Annotated in this window: 22 protein-coding genes; 3 read left to right on the top strand and 19 right to left on the bottom strand. The window is 65.1% G+C overall.

Going from position 1 to position 20,291, the window contains the following annotated elements:
* The 13 genes from V5734_RS10285 to V5734_RS10345 form a co-directional block, all read right to left on the bottom strand.
* Complete coding sequence (locus tag V5734_RS10285; RefSeq protein ID WP_347313407.1) at positions 1–837, bottom strand: hypothetical protein; 837 nt, start codon at positions 835–837, stop codon at positions 1–3.
* Complete coding sequence (locus tag V5734_RS10290) at positions 837–1,757, bottom strand: type II secretion system F family protein (protein WP_347313408.1); 921 nt, start codon at positions 1,755–1,757, stop codon at positions 837–839. Before V5734_RS10290 ends, V5734_RS10285 begins: the two co-directional genes overlap by 1 nt.
* Entirely contained in the window at positions 1,754–2,626 is an 873-nt protein-coding gene (locus tag V5734_RS10295) for a type II secretion system F family protein (RefSeq protein ID WP_347313409.1), read from the bottom strand. The genes V5734_RS10290 and V5734_RS10295 overlap by 4 nt, the downstream gene beginning before the upstream one ends.
* The gene (locus V5734_RS10300; RefSeq protein WP_347313410.1) at positions 2,610–4,553 is read right to left on the bottom strand and encodes a CpaF family protein; all 1,944 of its coding nucleotides are present in this window, start codon (positions 4,551–4,553) and stop codon (positions 2,610–2,612) included. The genes V5734_RS10295 and V5734_RS10300 overlap by 17 nt, the downstream gene beginning before the upstream one ends.
* Positions 4,550–5,260 carry a Flp pilus assembly protein CpaB gene (gene cpaB, locus V5734_RS10305; RefSeq protein ID WP_347313411.1) on the bottom strand — a complete coding sequence of 237 codons (711 nt, stop codon included), beginning with the start codon at positions 5,258–5,260 and terminating at the stop codon, positions 4,550–4,552. The genes V5734_RS10300 and cpaB overlap by 4 nt, the downstream gene beginning before the upstream one ends.
* The gene (locus V5734_RS10310) at positions 5,260–5,955 is read right to left on the bottom strand and encodes a hypothetical protein (protein ID WP_347313412.1); all 696 of its coding nucleotides are present in this window, start codon (positions 5,953–5,955) and stop codon (positions 5,260–5,262) included. The genes cpaB and V5734_RS10310 overlap by 1 nt, the downstream gene beginning before the upstream one ends.
* 1 nt (position 5,956) lies before the next feature.
* Entirely contained in the window at positions 5,957–6,565 is a 609-nt protein-coding gene (locus V5734_RS10315) for a hypothetical protein (protein WP_347313413.1), read from the bottom strand.
* Positions 6,555–8,063 (bottom strand): hypothetical protein, encoded by a 1,509-nt coding sequence (locus V5734_RS10320; protein ID WP_347313414.1) that lies wholly within the window; start codon positions 8,061–8,063, stop codon positions 6,555–6,557. The genes V5734_RS10315 and V5734_RS10320 overlap by 11 nt, the downstream gene beginning before the upstream one ends.
* Entirely contained in the window at positions 8,060–8,716 is a 657-nt protein-coding gene (locus V5734_RS10325; RefSeq protein ID WP_347313415.1) for a hypothetical protein, read from the bottom strand. Before V5734_RS10325 ends, V5734_RS10320 begins: the two co-directional genes overlap by 4 nt.
* A complete protein-coding gene (locus V5734_RS10330) occupies positions 8,713–8,862 on the bottom strand; it encodes a hypothetical protein (RefSeq protein WP_347313416.1) in 150 nt (49 codons plus the stop codon). The genes V5734_RS10325 and V5734_RS10330 overlap by 4 nt, the downstream gene beginning before the upstream one ends.
* A 33-nt stretch (positions 8,863–8,895) precedes the next feature.
* A complete protein-coding gene (locus tag V5734_RS10335; RefSeq protein ID WP_347313417.1) occupies positions 8,896–9,045 on the bottom strand; it encodes a hypothetical protein in 150 nt (49 codons plus the stop codon).
* Positions 9,046–9,297: 252 nt separating this feature from the next.
* Entirely contained in the window at positions 9,298–10,323 is a 1,026-nt protein-coding gene (locus V5734_RS10340; RefSeq protein ID WP_347313418.1) for a CpaF family protein, read from the bottom strand.
* Positions 10,324–10,328: 5 nt separating this feature from the next.
* Positions 10,329–10,463, bottom strand: coding sequence for a hypothetical protein (locus V5734_RS10345; protein WP_347313419.1), 135 nt, complete (start codon positions 10,461–10,463; stop codon positions 10,329–10,331).
* Between the two features lie 176 nt (positions 10,464–10,639).
* Between V5734_RS10345 and V5734_RS10350 the strand changes: the two genes are divergently transcribed.
* Positions 10,640–10,948, top strand: a complete 309-nt coding sequence (locus tag V5734_RS10350) for a hypothetical protein (protein ID WP_347313420.1) — start codon at positions 10,640–10,642, stop codon at positions 10,946–10,948.
* 442 nt (positions 10,949–11,390) lie between these two features.
* Entirely contained in the window at positions 11,391–12,083 is a 693-nt protein-coding gene (locus tag V5734_RS10355; RefSeq protein ID WP_347313421.1) for a Crp/Fnr family transcriptional regulator, read from the top strand.
* Positions 12,084–12,085: 2 nt separating this feature from the next.
* Here V5734_RS10355 and V5734_RS10360 read toward each other — a convergent pair whose 3' ends face one another.
* The 3 genes from V5734_RS10360 to V5734_RS10370 are packed head-to-tail and all read right to left on the bottom strand — an operon-like array spanning position 12,086 to position 15,876.
* On the bottom strand, positions 12,086–12,868 hold the full coding sequence (locus V5734_RS10360; RefSeq protein WP_347313422.1) for an adenylate/guanylate cyclase domain-containing protein: 783 nt from the start codon (positions 12,866–12,868) through the stop codon (positions 12,086–12,088).
* Between the two features lie 12 nt (positions 12,869–12,880).
* Positions 12,881–13,807 carry a hypothetical protein gene (locus V5734_RS10365; RefSeq protein WP_347313423.1) on the bottom strand — a complete coding sequence of 309 codons (927 nt, stop codon included), beginning with the start codon at positions 13,805–13,807 and terminating at the stop codon, positions 12,881–12,883.
* Positions 13,808–13,809: 2 nt separating this feature from the next.
* Positions 13,810–15,876, bottom strand: coding sequence for a pyridoxal phosphate-dependent decarboxylase family protein (locus V5734_RS10370; RefSeq protein ID WP_347313424.1), 2,067 nt, complete (start codon positions 15,874–15,876; stop codon positions 13,810–13,812).
* Here V5734_RS10370 and V5734_RS10375 point away from each other — a divergent pair.
* Positions 15,875–16,087 (top strand): hypothetical protein, encoded by a 213-nt coding sequence (locus V5734_RS10375; RefSeq protein WP_347313425.1) that lies wholly within the window; start codon positions 15,875–15,877, stop codon positions 16,085–16,087. The two genes, V5734_RS10370 and V5734_RS10375, sit on opposite strands and share 2 nt — an antisense overlap.
* 97 nt (positions 16,088–16,184) lie before the next feature.
* Here V5734_RS10375 and V5734_RS10380 read toward each other — a convergent pair whose 3' ends face one another.
* From V5734_RS10380 to dctP, 3 genes are all read right to left on the bottom strand, one after another.
* Positions 16,185–17,540 (bottom strand): TRAP transporter large permease, encoded by a 1,356-nt coding sequence (locus V5734_RS10380; protein ID WP_347313426.1) that lies wholly within the window; start codon positions 17,538–17,540, stop codon positions 16,185–16,187.
* A 3-nt stretch (positions 17,541–17,543) separates the two neighbouring features.
* Positions 17,544–18,869, bottom strand: a complete 1,326-nt coding sequence (locus tag V5734_RS10385) for a TRAP transporter small permease subunit (protein WP_347313427.1) — start codon at positions 18,867–18,869, stop codon at positions 17,544–17,546.
* A 90-nt stretch (positions 18,870–18,959) separates the two neighbouring features.
* Positions 18,960–20,060, bottom strand: a complete 1,101-nt coding sequence (dctP, locus tag V5734_RS10390; protein ID WP_347313428.1) for a TRAP transporter substrate-binding protein DctP — start codon at positions 20,058–20,060, stop codon at positions 18,960–18,962.
* Positions 20,061–20,291: the final 231 nt, after the last annotated feature.

The raw sequence follows: 20,291 nt of genomic DNA on the forward strand, positions 1-20,291 counted from the left end.
TCAGCGTTGCCCGTCCCTGAGTTCCAGGATCGCCAGATCGAGCCGGGCTGCGGAAAGAATAGGGCAATCGCCGTTGCCCACCGGCAAAACGTATTCCAAACGACGTAGAGCGCGGGAGGCTTCGAGAAGCCGGTTTTCATGGGCGAGAAGGTGGCTGTCGGCGATCAGCCCGCGCACCTTCGCGGCGAGGTCGGCCTTCGCGCTGTCGCTGCCCCGAGAAGCCAGTGCCGCGCGAAACAGCGCATCCGGTTCCGTTGCCGTGGTTCCTGGCGAAAGCGCCCGCGCCTCGGGGCTGAGGCCGGAGGCGAGGCAGGCGTCGATCGCGGGTTCGAGCTCGGCGCTGCCGTCAAACCAGGGCGTTGTCCGCAAGGCCGACCGATCGCCGCCGCCGCCCGCGAGGGAGGCCATGTAAAGCGCGAAGCCGATGACCATCAGGCCCATCATCGGAAGCGCCACGCCGAGGGGAACGGTCTTGCCCTTCGCGCCCTTGCCGCCGGTCGCGAGGTCGGCGGGCGCATCCGTCTTGACGATGTCGATCCGGGTCTCTCCGCCGAGGATGAAATACATGCCCGGCCGGACCGCGCCGGTGCGCGGATTGCCCTTGTCGACGGCGGTATGGCCGCGGTCTGAGCTGAAATACTCCCACACATCGGAGCCTTTCTGACGCTGGAAGGTCAGGTGCGCACCGACGATGTTCCGGGCGCCGAGCCGCAAGCCGTCGCCGGCGGCGGAGCCGACTGTGACGCGATCCCCGGTCAGAAGTGCCCGGCTTTCGAGGTCGATGCCGCCGGTGACTTCGGCGCAGAGGACCTTCGGAGTAAAGAGCGAGAGAGCCATCAGAAAAACCCCTGTCCGCGGATCGAGACGATGGTCGGGGCGAGAGCCGCAAGGATGATTGCCATCATCATCAGGAAGACCGGCAACACGATGTTGGTCTTCAGCCGTTCGGCCGTCCTGTTGGCCATTTCCTCGCGCAGATAGCGCAGTTCCTCGGCCTGGTCGGTGTAGAACTGTTCTGCCTCGCCGCTCGACTTCTCGCCCTGCGCGAGGTTCTTCAGGATCGTTTTCACCGTGAGCGGTTTCACCCGCTCCACCATCCGGTGCAGCGCTTCGTCGAAGCTGGTGGAATCGGCATCCTTCGCGGTGATCGCGATCTCGCGCGATAGCGGTGTGCCGGGCGAGGCCTCGACATATTTCGAGAGCGCCTTGCGGGGCGTACCACCGGCCTGCACGACGAGGACGGCGAGGTCGAGGAAGAACGGAAACTCGCGCTCAAGCTCGTCCGCATTGCGCTGTGCGCTGTTGCGCACGTCGAGGATGAGGAAGATCGCGATGAACGTCGTGGAGGCCGCCCACCATTTCACGACCGCTGCCACCGCAACGGCAGGCCCCGCGCCGTGGAGGATCTGGTTCAGCCCGAGGAACACCGCGACCGCGCCGCCGATGAGGATGGCAAGGACGATGACAGCCGCGAAATACTGCCGACCGTTGACGCCGCCATAGGGACGCCCGGCATAGGTCAGCTGCTGGTCGAGATCGTCGGCGAGCTTCTCGAAAGGACTTGCCAGGCCAATGAAGGCGGTGCCGATGGCGCGGATGATGCGGGCGGCCTGTTCGCGCTGCACCGGCTCCGCCTCCAGTTCCGAGCTGAACCGTTCGGTCGAGGAGGTCAGCCAGTCGGCGATGACGAGCCCGATGAGGAGGGTGCCCAGCCCGATGAATGCTGCAATGGCGAGGGGGAGGAGAGCCGGGGTCATACCTTGGCCTTTGTCAGAAGGTGGCCGATCACATGCGCGGCGAGGAAGGCGAGGATCGAGACGCCGATCAGGAGTTGACCAAGGCCGTCATCGAGGACCGAGGTTTCGTGATCGACGACGAAACCCGAGGCGATGGCGACAATCGGCCCGATGAAGGACATCAGGTAAAGGTTGCGGCGGCCGTTTTCCGACGCCGTGCGGATCTTCTTGTTCAGCCGCTCGATCTCGATCAGCGTGCGCGACAGGCTTTTCAGCGCCTCGATCAGCCGCCCGCCGCTCGACGTGCCGACGCGGACGACCGACGCGGTCAGTGTGAAGCTGCGCGAATTGAGCCTGCGCGCCATCTCGGCGAAAGCCTCATCGATGCCCATCACCTCGACCCGGCGCTGGAGCCGCGCGATTTCCACATCGGCGGGCGCGGGGGCGGAGTTTGCGACCTTCTTCAGCGCTGTTTCCAGCGTGGCGCCCGCCGCCATTTCGTTCGCGACCTGCTGAAGCGCCAGCGGCAGCGCGAGTTCCAGTTCACGCGCCCGTTGTCCGGCCGCGCGGTAATAGAGGAAGACCGGGACAGCGAGGCCGGTGAAGCAAAGGGTGAGGATGGAAGGCAGTTTCAACCCGGCGGCGGAAAGGACCGAACCGATCAGGAGATTGGCGAAAAGGAGGAGCGCCAGCGCGTCGACCGGGGCGACCTTCGGGCCGAAGGCGAAGGTGAGGACGGCGCTGATCTTCTCGCGCAACTCCGCGTCGAGCCGCGCCCAGAGCCAGCCGAGCGCGTTCAGCGCGCCGATCTGCGCACCGAAAAGCGCCAGGCCGAGGACACACGCCACGGCGGCATTGGCGAGGGGGCCGGTCTCAAGCAGCATCGGCATGGTCCTCTCCGGTGTCGAAAAAGCCTTCGATGTCGATCAATCCGTGATCGGTCATCTCCTCGAAGAAGCTCGGGATGTAGCCGGAAATCGCGAAGCGCAGGCGGCCGCCGCTTTCGGCGGTCTCGAAGATCGGGTTGACCGGGATCTCGCCTGTGTCGGGGTCGAATTCGCCAAGCTCGGCGATCTCGACGATGGTCCGCTGGGTGGCGGTCAGGGGGGCGTCCGGGTCCATCGAGCGGGTCTTCCGGACCTGAACGATCACGTCGATGGCGGCGCTGATCTGCTGTCGGATGGCGTGGATGGGCAGGTCCTGGCCCGATTGCAGCACCATCGTCTCTAGCCGCAGGATCAGGTCCTCGGGCGAGTTCGCATGGGCCGTGGTCATCGAACCGGAATGGCCGGTATTCATCGCCTGGAGCATGTCCAGTGTCTCGCCGCCCCGGCATTCGCCGACAACGATCCGGTCGGGCCGCATCCGGAGCGCGTTGCGGACAAGGTCGCGGATCGAAATTTCGCCGCGCCCGTCCATGTTTGCGCGTCGGCTTTCAAGTGTGACGAGGTTGCGGTTCAGAAGGCGGAGTTCGGACGTGTCCTCGATGGTGACGATGCGCTCATCCTCGGGCACGAACATGGAGAGCGCGTTCAGAAGCGTGGTCTTGCCCGATCCGGTGCCACCCGAGATCACGATGTTCTTGCGGGCTTTCACGCAGGCCTCCAGGAACCGCTCCATCGGCAGCGACATCGCGCGGTTCTTCCGCAGGTAGCTCACCGACCAGTGGCCCTTCCCGAACTTGCGGATCGTCAGCGATAGGCCACCGAGCGAGGTCGGCGAGGCCACGATATTGGCGCGGCTGCCGTCGGGCAGGCGGGCATCGGCCATCGGCGCGCCTTCCGTCAACTGCTTGCCGTCGCGTCCGGCGATCCGTGCGGCGACCGTAAAAAGCTCCGATTCCGAGGCGAAAGAGAGCCCCGTCTCGAACATCCGGTTGCCCTTCTCGACGAAGATCCGGTCGAAGCCGCAGACCATGATTTCCGAGATCACCGGCACGTCGATCAGAAACTGGATCGGGCCGAGCCGGAAGAAGAGGCCCATGACCTTCTCGCGCACGGCGTCGCGGATGAGGGCGAGCTTGAACGTCTCGCCGATCATGCCCGAAACGGTTTTGTAGGCGGCATCGAAGCCTTCGTGGAGGCGCTGGAGGTCGGTGGCGGTGGAATGGGCGCTCATTTCCAGCCGGAGTTCGGAGGCCAGCTCCTCGCGCAGCTCGATGGAGCGCGCCCGCTGTTCGGCGTTGAGCTGGGAGAAGCTGAGTTCGATATCGCCGCGCGTGCCGCTCATCAGGCACGCCGAGATCAGCGGGCGGCGCAGCGCCTCCTTGCAGTAGCGGTTGATCGTCGCGATCATGCCGGGCTTGCCGGCGAGGTCGAGTTCGACGGAAAGGAGCCGGTCGAGTTCGGCCGACAAAAGCGCCTCGCGCTGGCGGTCGTCGCCGTCGAAGAGGTCGCGGCGGCGGTCCTCGTAGTCGAGAAGCGCCTCGTTCATCATCAGTTCGATGTCGGAAAGTTCCGGCATCACCGCCTGTTCGGTGACGCTCTTGTTCAGGTCGAGAAGCTGGAGGAGGTTGTTGCCGAGCCAGAGTTCGGTCCCGTCGGTCAGGTCCGCCGCCGCCTCGCGCGCCAGTTCGTGGCGGCCGAGCTTGGTGCCCTTCGATACGAGCGACACGACCTGCCAGACATCCTCGCCGGACCGGAGCATCAGCCGTGCATGCCGGGCCTCGATTCCACTACCTTCGAGGTGGATATAGCCTGCCTCGCCCCGCCGAGTGCGGTCGGCGCCAAGCTCGTAGAAGGTCTCTTCCAGGGGCAGGACCGCGCGGCGGTTGCCGTAGGCGTCGCAGATTCTCAGATGGGCGCGGGCCTTGGTCATTGGCTGGCGATCTCCGCGATGCAGTCGTCGGCGCCTTCGCAGGGGTTGCGCATCACAAGCGTCAGCCCACCGCTCGCATCCTCGGCGGCGGCAAGGAAGGCCTCAACGTCCGCCGCCGGGGCCTGAAGCGTGACGGAATTATAGTCGGGCCGGTCCTGGTTCTCGTATTCGCCCCGGCTGTCGATTTCGCCAACCGCCATCACCTCGATGTCTTCGAGGAGGAGCTTGGACACCGACTGGTTCTGGCTGACCTCGTAGGTGCCGATCACGTCGACGCTGGCGCCGGGCGCAATGAACTTCTCGACCGCGCGTCGCGCCTCGACCGGGATCGAGAAGGCGCGGTTGCCGGGCTTGATACGGCGGGAGAAGGCGTTTTCCGGCGCTACGAAGAACTGCGCGCGCTGCAGGAAACTGCCCGAAGGCACGTCGGCGCCGAAGACCCGGCCGCGCAGGTTGATCCGGGTCGCGGCATTGTCGTCGAGCGCCCACTGGAACTCGCCCTCGAGGATCTGCGGCATGACCTGAGAGACGACATATTTCTCGATGAAGGCGTCGTCGATCTCGGTGCCTGCGCGGATCACCAGCCCGTCCTCGGCAACAAGCCTCAGCTTGCGCACCGTCGCGGTCTGGGTGGTGACGTCCTGATAGTAGTAATAGGCCATGCCGAAGGCGAGCAGGGCGGCGAGGATATAGAAGAGACTGCGCATCACTCCTCCAGGAATTTGACGATGACCGTGGACTGGCTCGCCTCTGCGGGATCGGGTTGAACGTAAAGGAAGAGCGCGCAGTCCTGGCGTTGTCCGACAAAAAACGACGTGCTTGCGTCCGAGGCATCGGTGATCTCGAACCCCTGACGCGTCATCAGATCGACATAGAGCGGCGCGGCTTCGGCGGGCGGGGCGGGTTGCGACAGGATCACCTGACCAGCGCAGCCGCCGGCGGCGCCGTCGTTCATCAGGACGGATGCGCCTTTCGGCAGGGTCGGGCCGAGAGCGGTCGTCAATGCGCCGGGGTCGGCGAGGGCCGGAGAACTCACCATCACTCGCATCGTTGTGCCGGCCCCGGCGGGCATGAAGGCGAGGCTCAAATTGACCTCGGCGCCGGGGGCGAGACGTTCGGGGTCGATCTGGGGCAGGGCGGTCAGCACGAACCGCCGAAGCGGGTCGGGGATCTCGTTGCCCGCATAGGCCATCAGAAATGCGCCGCTCTCTTCAACGATGTCGAGCGCCCCGCCGAGATCGGCGCTGAGCCTCGCGGCCACGACCTTGGGGGGCTGTCCGATCTCGGTGACGAAGGTCTTCAGCGGTCCGGGCAGCGTCTGGCTCGCCGCGCCGATGGGCAGGAGGAGGAGCGTGGTCGCGCCGAAAAGCCGGGCGCGGAGGGCGCGAAGAACGGAGACCATGTCAGTTGTACCTTGAGGGAAAGACGTTGGGGAAAAGCTTGTAGGTGTTCCGCTGGCGCAGGGCCTGCCAGATCACCGGGTCGTGGGCCGCGGTGTAGGGCTTCGTGCCGTGATCCCAGAACTCCGGTTCCGGGGTCAGGTAGGTCTGCCGCGACGTGACCGCGCCCTGCTTTCGCAGGAAGTCCGGCTGCGAGAGGAGGAAACGTCCGCTCCCGCTGCCCTTCACGTCGTTCACCGGTTCCTTCCGGTCGACATCGCGCAGGATCTGCGGCCAGGGGCGGGCGCCGTCACGCAGGGCGCGGAAGAAGGGCTTTTCGCGCTTCAGCCCCTGTTCGGCGCGGTAGCTGGAACAGGAAACGCTGGCTGACGCGCTGACGCCCGGCTTGGCGCCAAAGGGCGTGCGGTCGGCATCGCAGGCGACGATCCGGGGCAGGGTGGAGGAGGCCGCACTGACCGTGCTCGCGCGGGTGAAGACGGCGACCTCCTGCCGGGTCAGCATGCCTTCGACGATGTAACGCGCCGTCAGCATCACCACGATCGCGAAGGGCACGATCATCACCGCTTCGAGCGACAGCGAGCCGCGCCGCCTGCGGATGAGGTCAATGCGCATTGACCCGCCCCCATGTTCCCCGGCTGGAAACCGCGCCGAGCGCGGTGGCGAGCGGCCGGAACGCGGCCTTGGCTTGCCGCTGGAGATCGCGGCCCATCTTCGCGGGGTCGTCCATCCGCGTCGCCGGCATCATCCTGTAGCGCCAGTTCTGCGAGAAGAGGTCCGCGCCGTCGGGGTTGTAGACGCCGGTCTGCGCGTAGCCGAAATGGCTTTCGACGTTCTCCTGCAAGACCTGCGCGGCCAGCCTGCGACCCTTGTCCTTCTGTGTCAGCGCGAGAATGCGGAAGGCATCGGGCATCTTGTCGGGCTGCACGATTGGCAGGGGGGTCAGGGGCGGGATGTCCCTCAGCTGCCAGATCGTCGGCACCGGCGCCTCGATCTCCATCCGCACGAGCTGGTTCAGCGGTCCGGTGACGGCCTTGCCGACAAGGCAGAGGCTCGCGAATTTGGCGTCGTAGCGGCGGGTGAAGGCGTTGTTGTTTCTGGCCTGTTGCGGACCAAAGAGGTTTGGCGCGATGCCCTTCTTGTAGGGCACCCAGAGGTGGATGTATTCGCCGAGAAGCGTTGAGGGACTGTCATAGTAATCCTTGAACTTCTTCAGGTCGCGGCCGATCCCGGTGAGGTCGTTGATATGGTCCTTCACGACGGGCTTCGACCGCGCGCCGCCGTAAGTCATCGGCCCCTTGCCGATGGGAAAGCCGCGCTGTCGAAAGGTCGTGAAGCGCGCGGTGGTGCCGAATTGCATCGCCGCGCAAAGCTGGGTCCTGGCCTCGATGCCGCCCTCGATCAGCGGCAGGGCCATGCCGTCATTCGTATTGGTCTTCGTGCAGTTCCTGACACCGTCGCCGTTGCAGGGGTCGGCGAAGTGGAACATGTCGATGCCGAGTTCACCGGCATAATCCTCGCCGATCTCGCGCATGGCGCGGGGGAAGCGCTCGACAATGGCGCGGTTCATGCCCTCGATGGCGCGGAGCGCCTTGTGCGACACCTCGATGCCGTGGTTGGGGTTGTAACGGCTATCGGTGATGAAGGTCTTGGCAAGCGCGAGGTTCGCCGGGATTGCCACCACGCCGTGGTTGATCAGGCAAGGCGTGGTCCAGGCGGCCGCGATCACCGCCGCCGAGATCGGATCGGCGGTCCGTGGCGGGCAGTGAAGCGCGCCGTGGCCGACGATGTAGGCGTCCACGAGACCGGCGGTGATGCGGATCTCTTGCAGGGTGCCCGCCAACGCCTCGGACCCGATGGCGACGGTCAGGAGCTGCGCCGCGGTGACGTTGTTCATCGAGATGACGTTGAGCGAGCGTGCCGTCCAGGTGCCGTGCATGACGGCGAGCGCGTCGGCCCCGTCCTGCGTCATGCGGCGTTCGTTGACCATCTGGCCACTGTTTGCATTGGCCGCGATCATCGCCGTGACCGGCACCATCGCGGCGACCGCGATGATGGCGACCGCACCCCTGCGCCGTCGGGTCATGAGGGTTCTGAGCGCGGCGCGGATCATCTCAGCACCACCGTCGCCTCGCCCCAGCGCCAATAGGTACCGTCGCCGCGCTTGCCGTCCATGATGAAACGACGGAACGGGGTGGAGAGGGGATACTTGTAACGCACTGTCGCGCGGATCGGCACCGAATCCGCCGCCGCGAGCAGCGAGAGGCCGGATTGCACCCATTCCACCTCCACCTCGACATTGCCGGGCTCGTACGCGTAGCAAAGCGCGTTGGCGACGGCCTCGTCGTAGCCGCCGAGCTTGCCGGTGCCGCGGATGATCTCCTTTCCGGCGGCGATATCGGGGCAGGTGCCGCGCGCCGTCGCGAAGCTTGAGGTGGAGGAGGCCGCGACCAGAGCCCAGCGCGCGGCGTCCTGCCATTTCTGCGGCTGGTCTGTGCACTGGAACGCCGCCGCCGCCGCGAAGGGCGAGCCGAAGGCGTCGGTCAGGCTGAAGGGCGGGCACTTGTGGACCATCGCACTCCGCGCAGCCGCGTAGGCCGCCATCTCGACATAGGTCCGGGCCTGGGCGGTGATCATCACCTGCGAGACGCCGCCGAAGAGGACGAGGAGGGCGGGGAAGGCCAGCACCGCCTCGATCCCGATCGCTCCGGGGCGGCGGCGGGTCACGGCGCGGGCAAGGAGCCGATATAGACCCGCGCGGGTCATTTGAGCTTGTCCACGGTCTGCTGGACCTTGTCCTGATAGCCCTCGTAATCGGGCTTTCGGTCGTTCGCCATGTTGGTCGCGGTCGTGGCAATCGCGAAGGCGACCGCGATAGCGAATCCGAAGATCAGGAGCTTTTCGAGGGTCATGGCGGAGGTCCTTTCCGCGAGGCGTCCGAAACCTCAGAAACCGGCGTTCTTGAGGCCGTCGACCTCTTGCTTGAACTCGTTGTTCGCGGTGCCCCGGTCTTTCAACATGTTGGTGCCGATCGTGGTGATGGCGAAAAGGGCCGCGAGCGCGAAACCGAAGATCAGGAGTTTCTCGAGGGTCATGTTGCTTTTCCTTTTGATGAATTTGGGAACTTCGGGCATGGGTCGGGTCAAGCCATGATTTCTTTGACTTGCGTGATGACGAAGTCGACGATCTCGCTTCCCATCGTCGCGAGAACCGTCGCAATGGCGAGGGCGAGCGCGAAATACAGCAAGTATTCCAGTGACATGAGGAGATCCCTTGTTCCGTGGCGGATCTCGTATCCGCTGATATGAGGATATGGGCGGAAGGCGGGGCGCAGGGGCGCGTCGTTTTCAGTGCGACAGGGAGGGTTCAGGCCGGGCGACCCGTTCGAGCGCGCCGTCAGCCCTGCGCGCGAAGATCGGGGTCGCCGTGTAGTGCGCCGCGTCAGAAGATGATTTCCCGACCTCGGCGATCTCGACCACGGCGCGGCGCCCGTCCTTGCGCTGGACCTGCACGACGAGGTCGATCGCCTCGATGATCTGGCGCCGCACCGCGATCAGCGGCACCTCGACATCGGACATGAGGCACAGCGTCTCAAGCCGGGAGAGCGCGCGCATCGGATCGTCGGCATGGACGGTCGAGAGCGATCCCGCATGGCCGGAGTTCATTGCCTGGATCATGTCGAGCGCTTCTCCGCCGCGGCACTCGCCGACGAGGATCCGGTCGGGACGCATCCGCAGGGTAGCGCGGAAGAGGTCGCGGATCGTGACCCCGCCGCGACCCTTGGCGTCCGGCATCTGCGCCTCGAGCTGCACGACATGCGGCATCCGGAGATCGAGCTCGGCCACGTCCTCGATGGTGATGATCCGCTCTTCGGGTTTCATCATCCGGGCGAGGAGGCCGAGGAGCGTCGTCTTGCCGGTGCCGGTGCCGCCCGAGATGATGATGTTGCGGTGACCGAGCACCTGCCCGCGGAGATAGTCGATCGACTCTTCGGTCAGCGATCCGCTGTCGACCAGGTCTTGAAGGGTGGGGGGCTGGCGCGCGAACTGGCGGATCGCGATGGTGATCCCGGCCCGCGCCGCCGGGTCCTGAACGATGTGAACGCGCGAGCGGTTGGGCATCCGCGCTTCAAGCGACAGGTTCTCGGGCGTCAGGCGCTTGCCGGAATATTGCAGGATCACCCGGGCAAGCGCCGTCAGCGCCGCCGCGTCGCGCATCCGGTGACCGGTCTTCTCGATGCCGTTCCTGCCGTCGATGAAGATGTCGTCCGGCCCGTTGATCATGATCTCCGAAATCGCCGGGTCGTCGTAATAGGCGACAAGCGGCCCCATCAGGTGGCGCACCAGCGCGTCATATGCGGCCTCGGACCCCATGACGCTCATCCGAAGGGCAAGGAATAGATCAGCGTCTTGATCGCCATTGAGGTGACCAGTACGCGCTTGAGCAGAAGCATCAGCCCCATGAAGGCGGTCAGGCCGGCCCCGGCGGTCAGCAGATAGTCGAAACTCACCATGGCGGTCTCTCCTTTCCTATGCGCCCGAACCAATGGCGGCCGGACGCCGGTCTTCGCAATTCACAGGATTTCCAGCCTCTTGCGGGCGTTTCGTAAGTTAAACGACGCGGCCGCGCTCCGGGTCGGTCGGCGTAGTCTCACGATATGTTGAACGGCCAGACCCCACGGAGGTCCCGATGCACCGCATGATCCTTCCCGCCCTCCTTCTTGCCGCTCCGGGCGGCGCCGGGGCGGAAGAATGCGCGGAGCTGGGGCTGCGGAGCGGCTATCTCTCGGCGCTGTTCTGCGCGGAACTCGACGCGCTCGTCCAAGGCGGCGTGACCGCGCGCGGCGTTGGCGACGACAGTGCCGCCGGACCCGACGCGCCGGGGCTTCCCGACTGGCCGGACATCGCGATCCTGCAGGACGCCTACCGGGCCGACCCCCGCAAGACGCTCGAACTGATCCGCCGGATCAAGGATGCCGGCGGGCTCTCCTCCGACTGAAACCCGAAACCTCGATTGACCAGAAGTGAGATTGACCATGACCTACAAGCAAACCTCCCTTAGCGGCATTTTCCTATTCGGCGCTGTCGCGCTCAGCGCGTGTGGTCCCGAGCCTGAACCGCAGCGCCAGTCGATGCCTGCCTATATGCCGTCCTATGCACCGGCCCCGGCCGCCGCATCTGCGCCAGCGGCTGCGCCGGCAGCAGTTCCGGCGCCAGCCCCCGCGGCCTCGACCGCGCCGAGCTATTTCGGCGGGTCCAATGATCGCGGCAATGACGGTGACGGAGGTGGCGGTGGAGGCGGCGGTGGAGGCGGCGGCTGGGGCTGAAGACACCTCGACCTCAACGTAAGGCCCGGCGAAGCGCCCATCGCCGGGCCTTCCCGCGCTTTCCTCCGCAGAGAGCCGACTTGACCGGCGACGGACGGCGGGAAAGAGTGGGGCATGGGGGAGAAGCGTCCAGAAGATCCGTCCGGGAGCGTGCTGCTCTCGTCGCTTCCCGACGGCGATCTGGGGGATCTCCTGAGCCTTGCGCACCACGCGAGCTATGCCGCCGGGCAGATGATATTCAGCCGTGCCGATCTGGGCGAAACCCTCCTCCTGATCGAAGAGGGGCGGGTCGAGATTTCGATCACCGCGCTCTCCGGGCGGAAATCGGTCCTGAACCATATGGGACCAGGCGAGGCCTTGGGCGAGATCGCACTTCTCGACGGGGGGCCGCGGAGCGCCGATGCGGTCGCAACGACGCCGGTGCGGGGATTGCTCCTCTATCGACGTGACGTGATGGGGTTCCTGCGCGAGCGTCCGCAGGCCCTCTTCGCGCTTGTGGCCGAGCTTTGCGGCAAGGTGCGCAACGCGTCGGAAATGTTCGCGACCCAGGCCCAGACCGAAGCGCCGTCGCGTCTGGCGCGGGCGCTGATCCGGCTGGCCGAACGCTGGGGGGAGGACACTGATAAAGGCGCGCTTCTGCCCTCCGAGCGCTTTTCGCAAAGTGATCTTGGGGATTTCTCCGGCATCTCGCGCGAGAACGTCAACCGCCGCCTGCGGGCTTGGGCGGGCGACGGCATTATCGAGATGACACCGCAGGGCATCTATATCCGCGATCGCGATGCCTTGCGCGAGATTGCCGGCCTATGACCTCACGCCAGCGAGGTCGCCTCGACTGGCCGTGAGATGCCCTTCAGATCGAAGCTCCGCATCGCGCCGGCGTCACCGCCGGCGGCGTCGACGATGGCCTTGCTCGCCAGCGCTTCTCCGGCCGCGGCCGAGGCGGCGAGACGGGCCGTGACGTTGACCTCGACGCCGAAAATCGACACGTCCCGAAAAAGCCCCCGCGCGGCCTGTACCGTGCCGATATAGACCTCGCCCATATGGACGCCGACACCGACCGGTGCGGCACCCGCCCCGGACCTTGCATTCGCGGCAATGTCGCGCGCGGCGGTCAGCGCCATCCGCGCATGGTTCGGACCGGAAAAGCCCGGAGGCCAGACCGCGACGATGCAATCGCCGTAGAAGGCGAGGATGAAGCCGTCATTGTCGGTGATCGACTTCGTGGCGCTGTCGAGGAAGCGGTTGACCCGGTCCGACGCCGCCTTCGGCCCGGCCGTCTCGGCGAAGGTGGTGGAGTTGCGGATATCGGCGAAGAGCACCGACATCCCGACCTCGGCCCCGCCCGGAAAGGCATCGAGGAAGCCGTCGCAGGCATTGCAGTAGTTCTTGTTGCGGCTCGACGGCGCCTTGCCGCGAAACCGCATGTAGAGCCCGCCGAGCCCGGCGAAGGGCGCCTTGCAGAGCTTGCAGCGCGGATCGCGCGGCAGCTTCGCGTGAAAGCTCTGCTGGGCGCTCAGATCCGGGTGGCCCACGGCGAAGATCGTGTGCCAAAGCTCGGTATTGCCGTCTTCCTTCGTGTACCCTTCGGTCATGTCCCCTCCTTCCTACAGCCAGTATTTCTCGGGCATCGGCGAAATGATCATGCTCATGTCCGGGGTCACTGGCACCAGGGCGGGGCTGTTGCAGACCACGCTCGCCCAAAGGAACGTCGGCCCCGCCCGCACATGGCGTGGCGGCTGGATGCCACGATACATCACCGCGAAGGTATCGCCCTTTGAGAACGGCGGCTCCGGCAGGAGCCGGGTGCGGGACCGGTGCGGGTCGCGCGGGTCCGGCTCGGTCCGTGGGATTGAGGGCACGGAGACCACGATCCCGGCATTGAGCATTTCGCCCGAGACCCATTGCGGCGCCTCGGCGAGGCTCATCACATGATCTTGGTCGAGCCCGTAGAGCGGCGGCTCGTGCGGACCGGTCAGAAGCTGCGCGGTCTGGAGGTTGGTCATATGCGCCTCGTGCATATGGCCGAAACCCGGCTCCCGGTGTCCCCACATGAAATAGCTCGCCGTGTCCGGCGCCGGTTCATGATGGACAAAAGGCCGCCAGAGGACGACGCGCTTCACCGTCACCTCGATCTTGTCGATGACCGGCAAGGTTTCCTTGTCGTTCCAGGGAAACCAACCTTCCGGTTCGGGATCGGGGGGCGGCCGGAAGCCGCGATAGATCGCGCCGGTGAAGGAAGTTCGCTCAAACCCGCCCAGGGACGGGATCGAGCATTTGTCCTCGATCCGGTTGCAGAGGATGAACGTGTCGTCGGGATAGAGGTCGCGCTGTCGCAGGTACTCGGCGCGCGCCTCCTCCGGCAGGTCGATATGCAGGATCAGCTGATACTTGTGCTTCTCGCAGTGATACTGGGTCATGTGGACGCCGTAGATCCGCTCCAGCCCGACGAGGATGAAGGCGTGCTGGCAGGGCGGGTTGTCGACCTCTGGATGGTCGTAGTTCATCTGCGGCGCGATGTTGAAATGCACCATGGTCAGGCCTCCTTCTCGAGGTCGTGTCTGGCGATGATGTGGCCGCGCACATCTTCGATCGTTTCGCGGAAGACCGTCATCAGCGTCGGGATGAAGTTGCCGTCCGCCGTCGCGGTCAGGAACGGGTTCTGCATCGTCGAGATGAGAAAGCGGACCGGGTGGCGCTCATTATAGTCCAGGCCCGCCCGCTCGGCGAATGTTTTGACGAACTTCTCCCCGTAAGCCGCTGGATCGAATGCGGAACTGGTCACGAAGAGCGGCGTTTTCGGGACATCGCCCGACTTTTCCGGCACTTCGAGGCTCAGCCGGTGAAAGAGCGCGTTGTTGAACTCGTTGAAGAGCGTCAGATCGCGGTTGAGCTTGCCGCCGACCTTGAAATTGAACGCATAGGCAAAGACGGTGAGATCGGGGCCGAGCGCCTGGAAGAGATTGAGGATTTCTGGCTCTGCCTCGAAGATCTCGCGCAGGCGGCGGTTCGAATGGCCGACGATCTTCTCGGCGATCAGCGTCTTTTGAGCTTCGATCTCGGTCGCGGTCTTTTCGTCCTTTTCGGCGGGAAGCCGCTGGAGCGGGACGACGATGAAATCGTCGTCGGGTTTGGCGAGTGTGGTCAGCGCGGCATAGTAGCGCTTGGAATTGAAGACGCAGCGCCCCAGAAGCCGGCCGTAGCCGAGCTTGTTCGGCGGCACGGTGATGTGCGACAGCATCACGCCGACCGCCGCAGCACCGGGCTTCGATCCTTCGATGCCATAGACCCCGACCGTCGGCGCCTCGCCGTCGTGGAAGACGACGGGCGAGGTCAGGGCGATCTGGAAGATCATGTCGCGGTTGCGGTAGCAGAGCGCGCCGGCCGGGTAGGGAACATAGCCCGACTTGTGTGGATCGACGGTGATCGTGTCGGCATGGTGCAGAACCGCGAACTGGTCGCGGACATGGTCGCTGAGCGCCTCTTCGGGGGTGTCGTCGAGGCCGGTTTCCTCGCCGTCAGGTGTCAGCTTGTTCTTCGCGGGTTGCCGCAGCGTGGAGGCGAAGTACCCGCCCCAGGCCGCATCCGCATGCAGCGCGAAGGTGAGGCCGCGCCCGGCGAACTGGTCGCGCAGGGCGAGGATGTCGGTCAGGGGATCGACCGCGCTTTCTTCGGTCGAGCCGATGACCGCGACGACCTGGACCACCGGGCGCTCTTCCTCGAGGCAGGCGTTCAGTTCTCGGGCCAGTTCCGACACGACCATCCGTCCGTCGAGGTCGACCGGGATCGGGCGAACCGAGCGGGTGCCGAGGCCGAGCAGCGTCGCGGCCTTCACCCAGGAATAATGCGCCGTGGCGGGGACCAAGATCGCCGGCGCCTTGGTGACGGCGCCGTGCAGCATCTCGGCATCGAATTCCGCCGTCCCCTTCGCCCGGATCGAATAGGCGTCGAGCGCCGCCTTGACCGCCGCCTCGGCGATGCCCGCCTCGGTCACCAGCCGCTTCGGCAGGTCGAGCGCGTCGTCGGTGGCCAGGTTCAGAAGCTCCCACAGAGTCAGGTCGAGAAGCCGCGCCCAGGTGCCGTCGGACTTGCGGACATTGATGCCCCGCGCGCCCTCAAGGCTTGGCTCGACCCGGATCGCCCGCGCCAGCGCCACGGCCTGGTATTTCAGGTTCCGCGCCGCCCACATGGATTCGATGTTCGCAACCGATCCGTCGCAGGTGATATGGCCCCAGGGCACCGGCATCGCGCCCATGTCGTAGCCGAGCATGGTGCAAAGATCGCGGGCCGCCTGGATCTCAAGACCGGTCGTCACCGGCGAGGCTTCGGCGGCGACGTTGTTCTGGTTGAAGAGCATGCCCGCGAAATAGCCGGCCGCGCCGGGCATGGTGATGTCCCAGTACATGTGGCTTTGATTGCGATGGCTGGAAAGCGGGATGGAGCCGCGCAGTTCCGCGGTGATCTTCCGCAGGTTCGCCTTCATCGCGGCGACCGTCGTCTCGTAGCTCGGATCGCGGGCGGCGACCATGTTCGGGTCGCCTTTCATGTAATCCTCGCGCGCCTTGGCATGATCGCCGAGCGCGATGGCGATGAGTTCGGTCATGATGTCCAGATTCTCGGCATTCGGCCCGAGAAACCACGCCGAGGGCGTGTGCGTCTCCGACGGCGTCAGCCCGAGCGGCCTGTTCGCCTTTGCCGAATGCCGCGTTGAAATGACGCTGTTCCAATCCGTCCCCATCCGAACCTCGCTTTCGCGCAGCAAACCCAATTCGTTTGCATCGGGTAAAATCCCGCTTGTTCGCTACAATGGTTAACAGGAAGAACCGATTTGTGGAAAATAATACGTTATCGCGGACGGAAGCCGCCCCGGTTCCACACCGGGATGGCGGGTCTCATCCATCTCTGCCGCGCCTAGCGATAGACGAGATCGGGCAGCCAGGTGATCACTTCCGGCACCAGCATGCAGATCAGAAGCCCCACGACCTGGAGAAGCAGGAATGGGATCGCCGAGCGGAAGATATCCGACATCGGGATCGAGTCCGGCGCCACGCCGCGCAGGTAGAAGAGCGCGTAGCCGAAGGGCGGCGAAAGAAAGCTCATCTGCATGTTGACGAGGTAGAGCACCCCGAACCAGAGAACGAGGTCATCGGTATTGTCGAAGCCGAAGGCGGCGGCGCCGAGCGACTTGATGATCGGTACGAAGATCGGCACGCAGAGCAGCAGGATGCCGACCCAGTCGAGGAACATGCCGAGGATGATGAGGATAATCTGCATCACGATCAGGATGCCCCAGGGCCCGAGACCGGCACCCTGCATCGTCTCCTGCACGAACTGCTGGCCGCCTTCGAGGACGTAGAGCCCGACGAAGATCGTTGCGCCGAACATGATCCAGATGACCATCGCGCTGGCCTTGAGCGTCGTCAGGCACGCCTCGCGGATCGTCGGCCAGTCGAGGCGGCGGTGGATGGCCGCCACGATGAAGGCGCCGAAGGTACCGATGCCGGCGGCCTCCACCGGGGTTGCCACGCCCGAGAAGATCACGCCGAGGACGACGAAGATGAGCGCGATGGGCGCGGACATCTTGCCGAGAAGATGGAGCTTCTCGCGCGTCGAGACGCGTTCTTCCATCGGGATCGGCGGGCCGAGATCGGGATTGATGTAGCAGCGCACCGTCACGTAGAGGATGTAGAGGCCCGAGAGCATGAGGCCGGGAATGACCGCGCCGATGAACAGCTCGCCCACCGACTGTTCGGCGACGACTGCGTAGATGATGGCGAGGATCGACGGCGGGATCAGGATGCCGAGCGTGCCGCCCGCCATGATCGAGCCCATCGCGATCTTCGGATCATAGCCGCGCTTCAGCATCGCCGGCAGCGCGATGATGCCCATCGTCACCACCGCCGCGCCGATCACGCCGACCATCGCGGCAAGGATCGTAGAGGCGATGATCGTGGCCGAGGCGAGCCCGCCCTTCACGCCGCCCAGAACCTTGTAGATCACGTCGAACATGTCGTTGATGATGCCCGCCCGTTCCAGCATCGCCGCCATGAAGATGAACAAGGGGATCGCCGATAACTGGTAGTTGGTCATCAGCGGGAAGATGCGGCTTGGCACGATGTTCAGCGCCCGCGCGTCGCCGAGGACGAAGAGGAAGACGCAAGCCAGACCGCCGGTGACGAAGGCCAGCGGCAGCCCCGCCATCAAGAGCGCCAGCAAGGAGCCGAACATGATGAGCGTCAGAAGCTCGATGGAAATATCAAGACCCATGCTTCAGGCTCCCCTCGCGATCGCGCGAATGTCTTTTGAGATCTTCGAGACGCCCTGAAGGACCAGAAGAACGCCCCCCACAAACATCATCCATTTCATCGGCCAGAGCGGCACTTCCCATTCGTTGAAGCTGATCTCGCCCCAGCGGATTGCTGGATCCGTCCAGTCGCGGAGCGAAAGCCCGCCCAGCATCTCGCCGAAGCCGATCTGGCCGCGCGCCCAGTCCGAGACGACCGAATTGCCCGACGGCACCGCCACCGCGTCCATCGCGAAGATGTAGGACGTGACAAGAAGGGTGCCCGCGAAGATGAAGAAGAAGACCGATGTCAGTAGATTGACCCATGCTTTCTTCGGCCGCGACAAGGGCGCATAGAAGATGTCCACCCGCACATGGCTTTCGGTCAGCATCGCGTAGGAACCGGCGATGAGGTATTGCATGCCGAACATCAGGTACATCGACTCGTGTGCCCAGTTGGTTGGCGAGTTGAAGACGTAGCGGCTGATAACCTCAAAATAGTAGACGAAAACGGCGATCACGGCCCAGTAACTGACGAACTCGCCGGCGAAGAGTGATAGCCGGTCGATCCAGTTCTCGGCCCATTCATGGTCGGCCTTGCGGGCATCGGGGTCGATCTGCGCGGCCTTCTCGGCCGTCTCGGCGTCGATCAGGCTTTCCTCGGGTACTTCCCTGGCGGCCAGCGCATCGGCGCGGCGGACGAGGCCCGGAATCAGCACGGCATCCACCGCCATGAGGGCGAGGATCGTGTAGAAGGCATAGCGGGCGACATTGGCCCAGAAGGCGCGATCCTTTCCGGCCGCCTCCGCAATTGGCGCCGCGCCTACCAGCTCGGCTTCGGCCGTCGTGATGCGATCCCGACCCGTGACGATCGCATCCTCGGCGCGCTTCAGCCGGCGCTCGGCGCTTTTCTTGGCGAAGCTGTCGGGTTCTGCCGCAGCGACCTCGGCGCGGAGCTGGTCGATATCGGCCTCGGCGGTCGCCAGGCGCGGCCGTTCCCGTTCCAGCGTCCGCTCGGCGACCTTCACGAGGTTGGTCGCGTCCGAAAGCACCGACCGCGCTTCCCGTTCCTGCGCGTTGCCCCAGAGGACACAGAGGAAGATCGGGATGTAGATGAGGCCAAGAAGGCTTTTCAGGTAGAACCGGTGCAGGCCGAGGATGCCACCGGTGACGAGCACCAGATAGGCAAGCGCCGCACTGTAGCCCGCCTGCCTGGGCCGCGCCCTGCGGGCAAGGATCATGCCCGCGACGGGAAAGATGATCAGGCCAAGCCAGTAGGCCCAATGGGGCAGCGTGAAGTCGATATGGGGCATTGCGGTTTCCTGAGGGTGGGCCGCGTCAGCGGGGCGCAAGGACCCGCGCGGGAACGCCCCGCGCGGGCCTCTGTCATTCCGTCGTGAGTGTCAGAGATCGAGCGTCAGGCCTTCGATCTGCGCCGGCGTCACATAGCCGAGCGAGCCGGACATCATGTAGTCGAGCTGGATCTTGAACACCCGCGCCGCGTTCTTGTCGCGGTTGGCGTAGCTGAACCAGATCGGCACCGCGACCTCGGTCAGAAGCTCCACGTCGTCCTGGCTCAGACGCGTGACTTCGGTGCCATCGGCCGCGAACTTGGCCCAGGCCTCCTGGTCGGCCTTCTGGATCGCGGCGTGGTGCATGTCGGAATAGACATGCGTCTCCATTTCCACGAACTGCTTCATGCCGGGCGAGAGGGCGTCCCAGGCGCCTTGCGCCACGGTGATGTCCATGAGGTCGACCGGCTGGTAGACCGACATGAAGCCCGGAGGGCCCATCGAGATGTAGTTGGTGACCTGGCTGAAGCCGAGCGCGTAGTTCACCGCCGGCCCGACATAGTCGGCGACGTCGATCGTGCCCTTTTCCAGCGCGGGGAAGATCTCCGACCCCGGAAGCACGGTGGTCTCGGCGCCGATCTCAGTGAAGACCTCGGCCACCATGCCGCCCGGCAGGCGCATCTTGCGGCCGCGGAAGTCGTCGATCGAATTGATCGGCACCTTGGAATGGATGATGTTCGGCCCGTGATGGACGGGGCCGACATAGTACATGCCCTGCGCCGCATAGAGTTCCCGCGCGATCTCGAGCCCGCCGAGGCCGTAGAAGAACACGTCGAATTCATGCGGATTGCGCAGCCCGAGGGGATAGGACGTCAGGAACGTTGCCGCCGGGATGATGCCTTGCGCGTAGATGGTGAAGGGGTTCACCGCGTCGAGAACACCGTTCTTCACCGCGTCGTAAAGCTGGAAGTCGCCGACGACGTCATTCGCGCCGAAGGGCTGGAAGGCCAGTTCGCCGCCGGTCTTCTCGACGATGGTCGCGCACCAGTCCTTGAAGATCTGCAAGCCGGCCCCGCCGGGCCAGGAGGTCTGGATCTTCCAGGTCGTCCCATTGGCCTGCGCCGACGCGATATACGGAGCGGCAACCGTGGTTGCGCCGGCCGCCGCGATGGTTCTCAGCGCTGCCCGCCGCGAACTGGGTTTCAATAGCATTGCGTTCCTCCCGATTTTCGGCGGCCCGTCATTTTCTCAGGATTGCGGTCGCCGCCTCGATCCGAAATCCCGTTCCTCGCCATTATTGGTAACATTAGTTTACCAGATGTCCACAATTGATATCGGTTACGCCGAACTTTCGGAGTGCGGCAAATTGGGCCTGCCGCCCGAGGGGCGCCGTTCCGCGGGCCGTCGTGCGGGTGCGAGACTGATCGCAGGAGGGCCGGGCCG

The organism is Defluviimonas sp. SAOS-178_SWC (genome assembly GCF_039830135.1).
GTDB lineage: Bacteria > Pseudomonadota > Alphaproteobacteria > Rhodobacterales > Rhodobacteraceae > Albidovulum.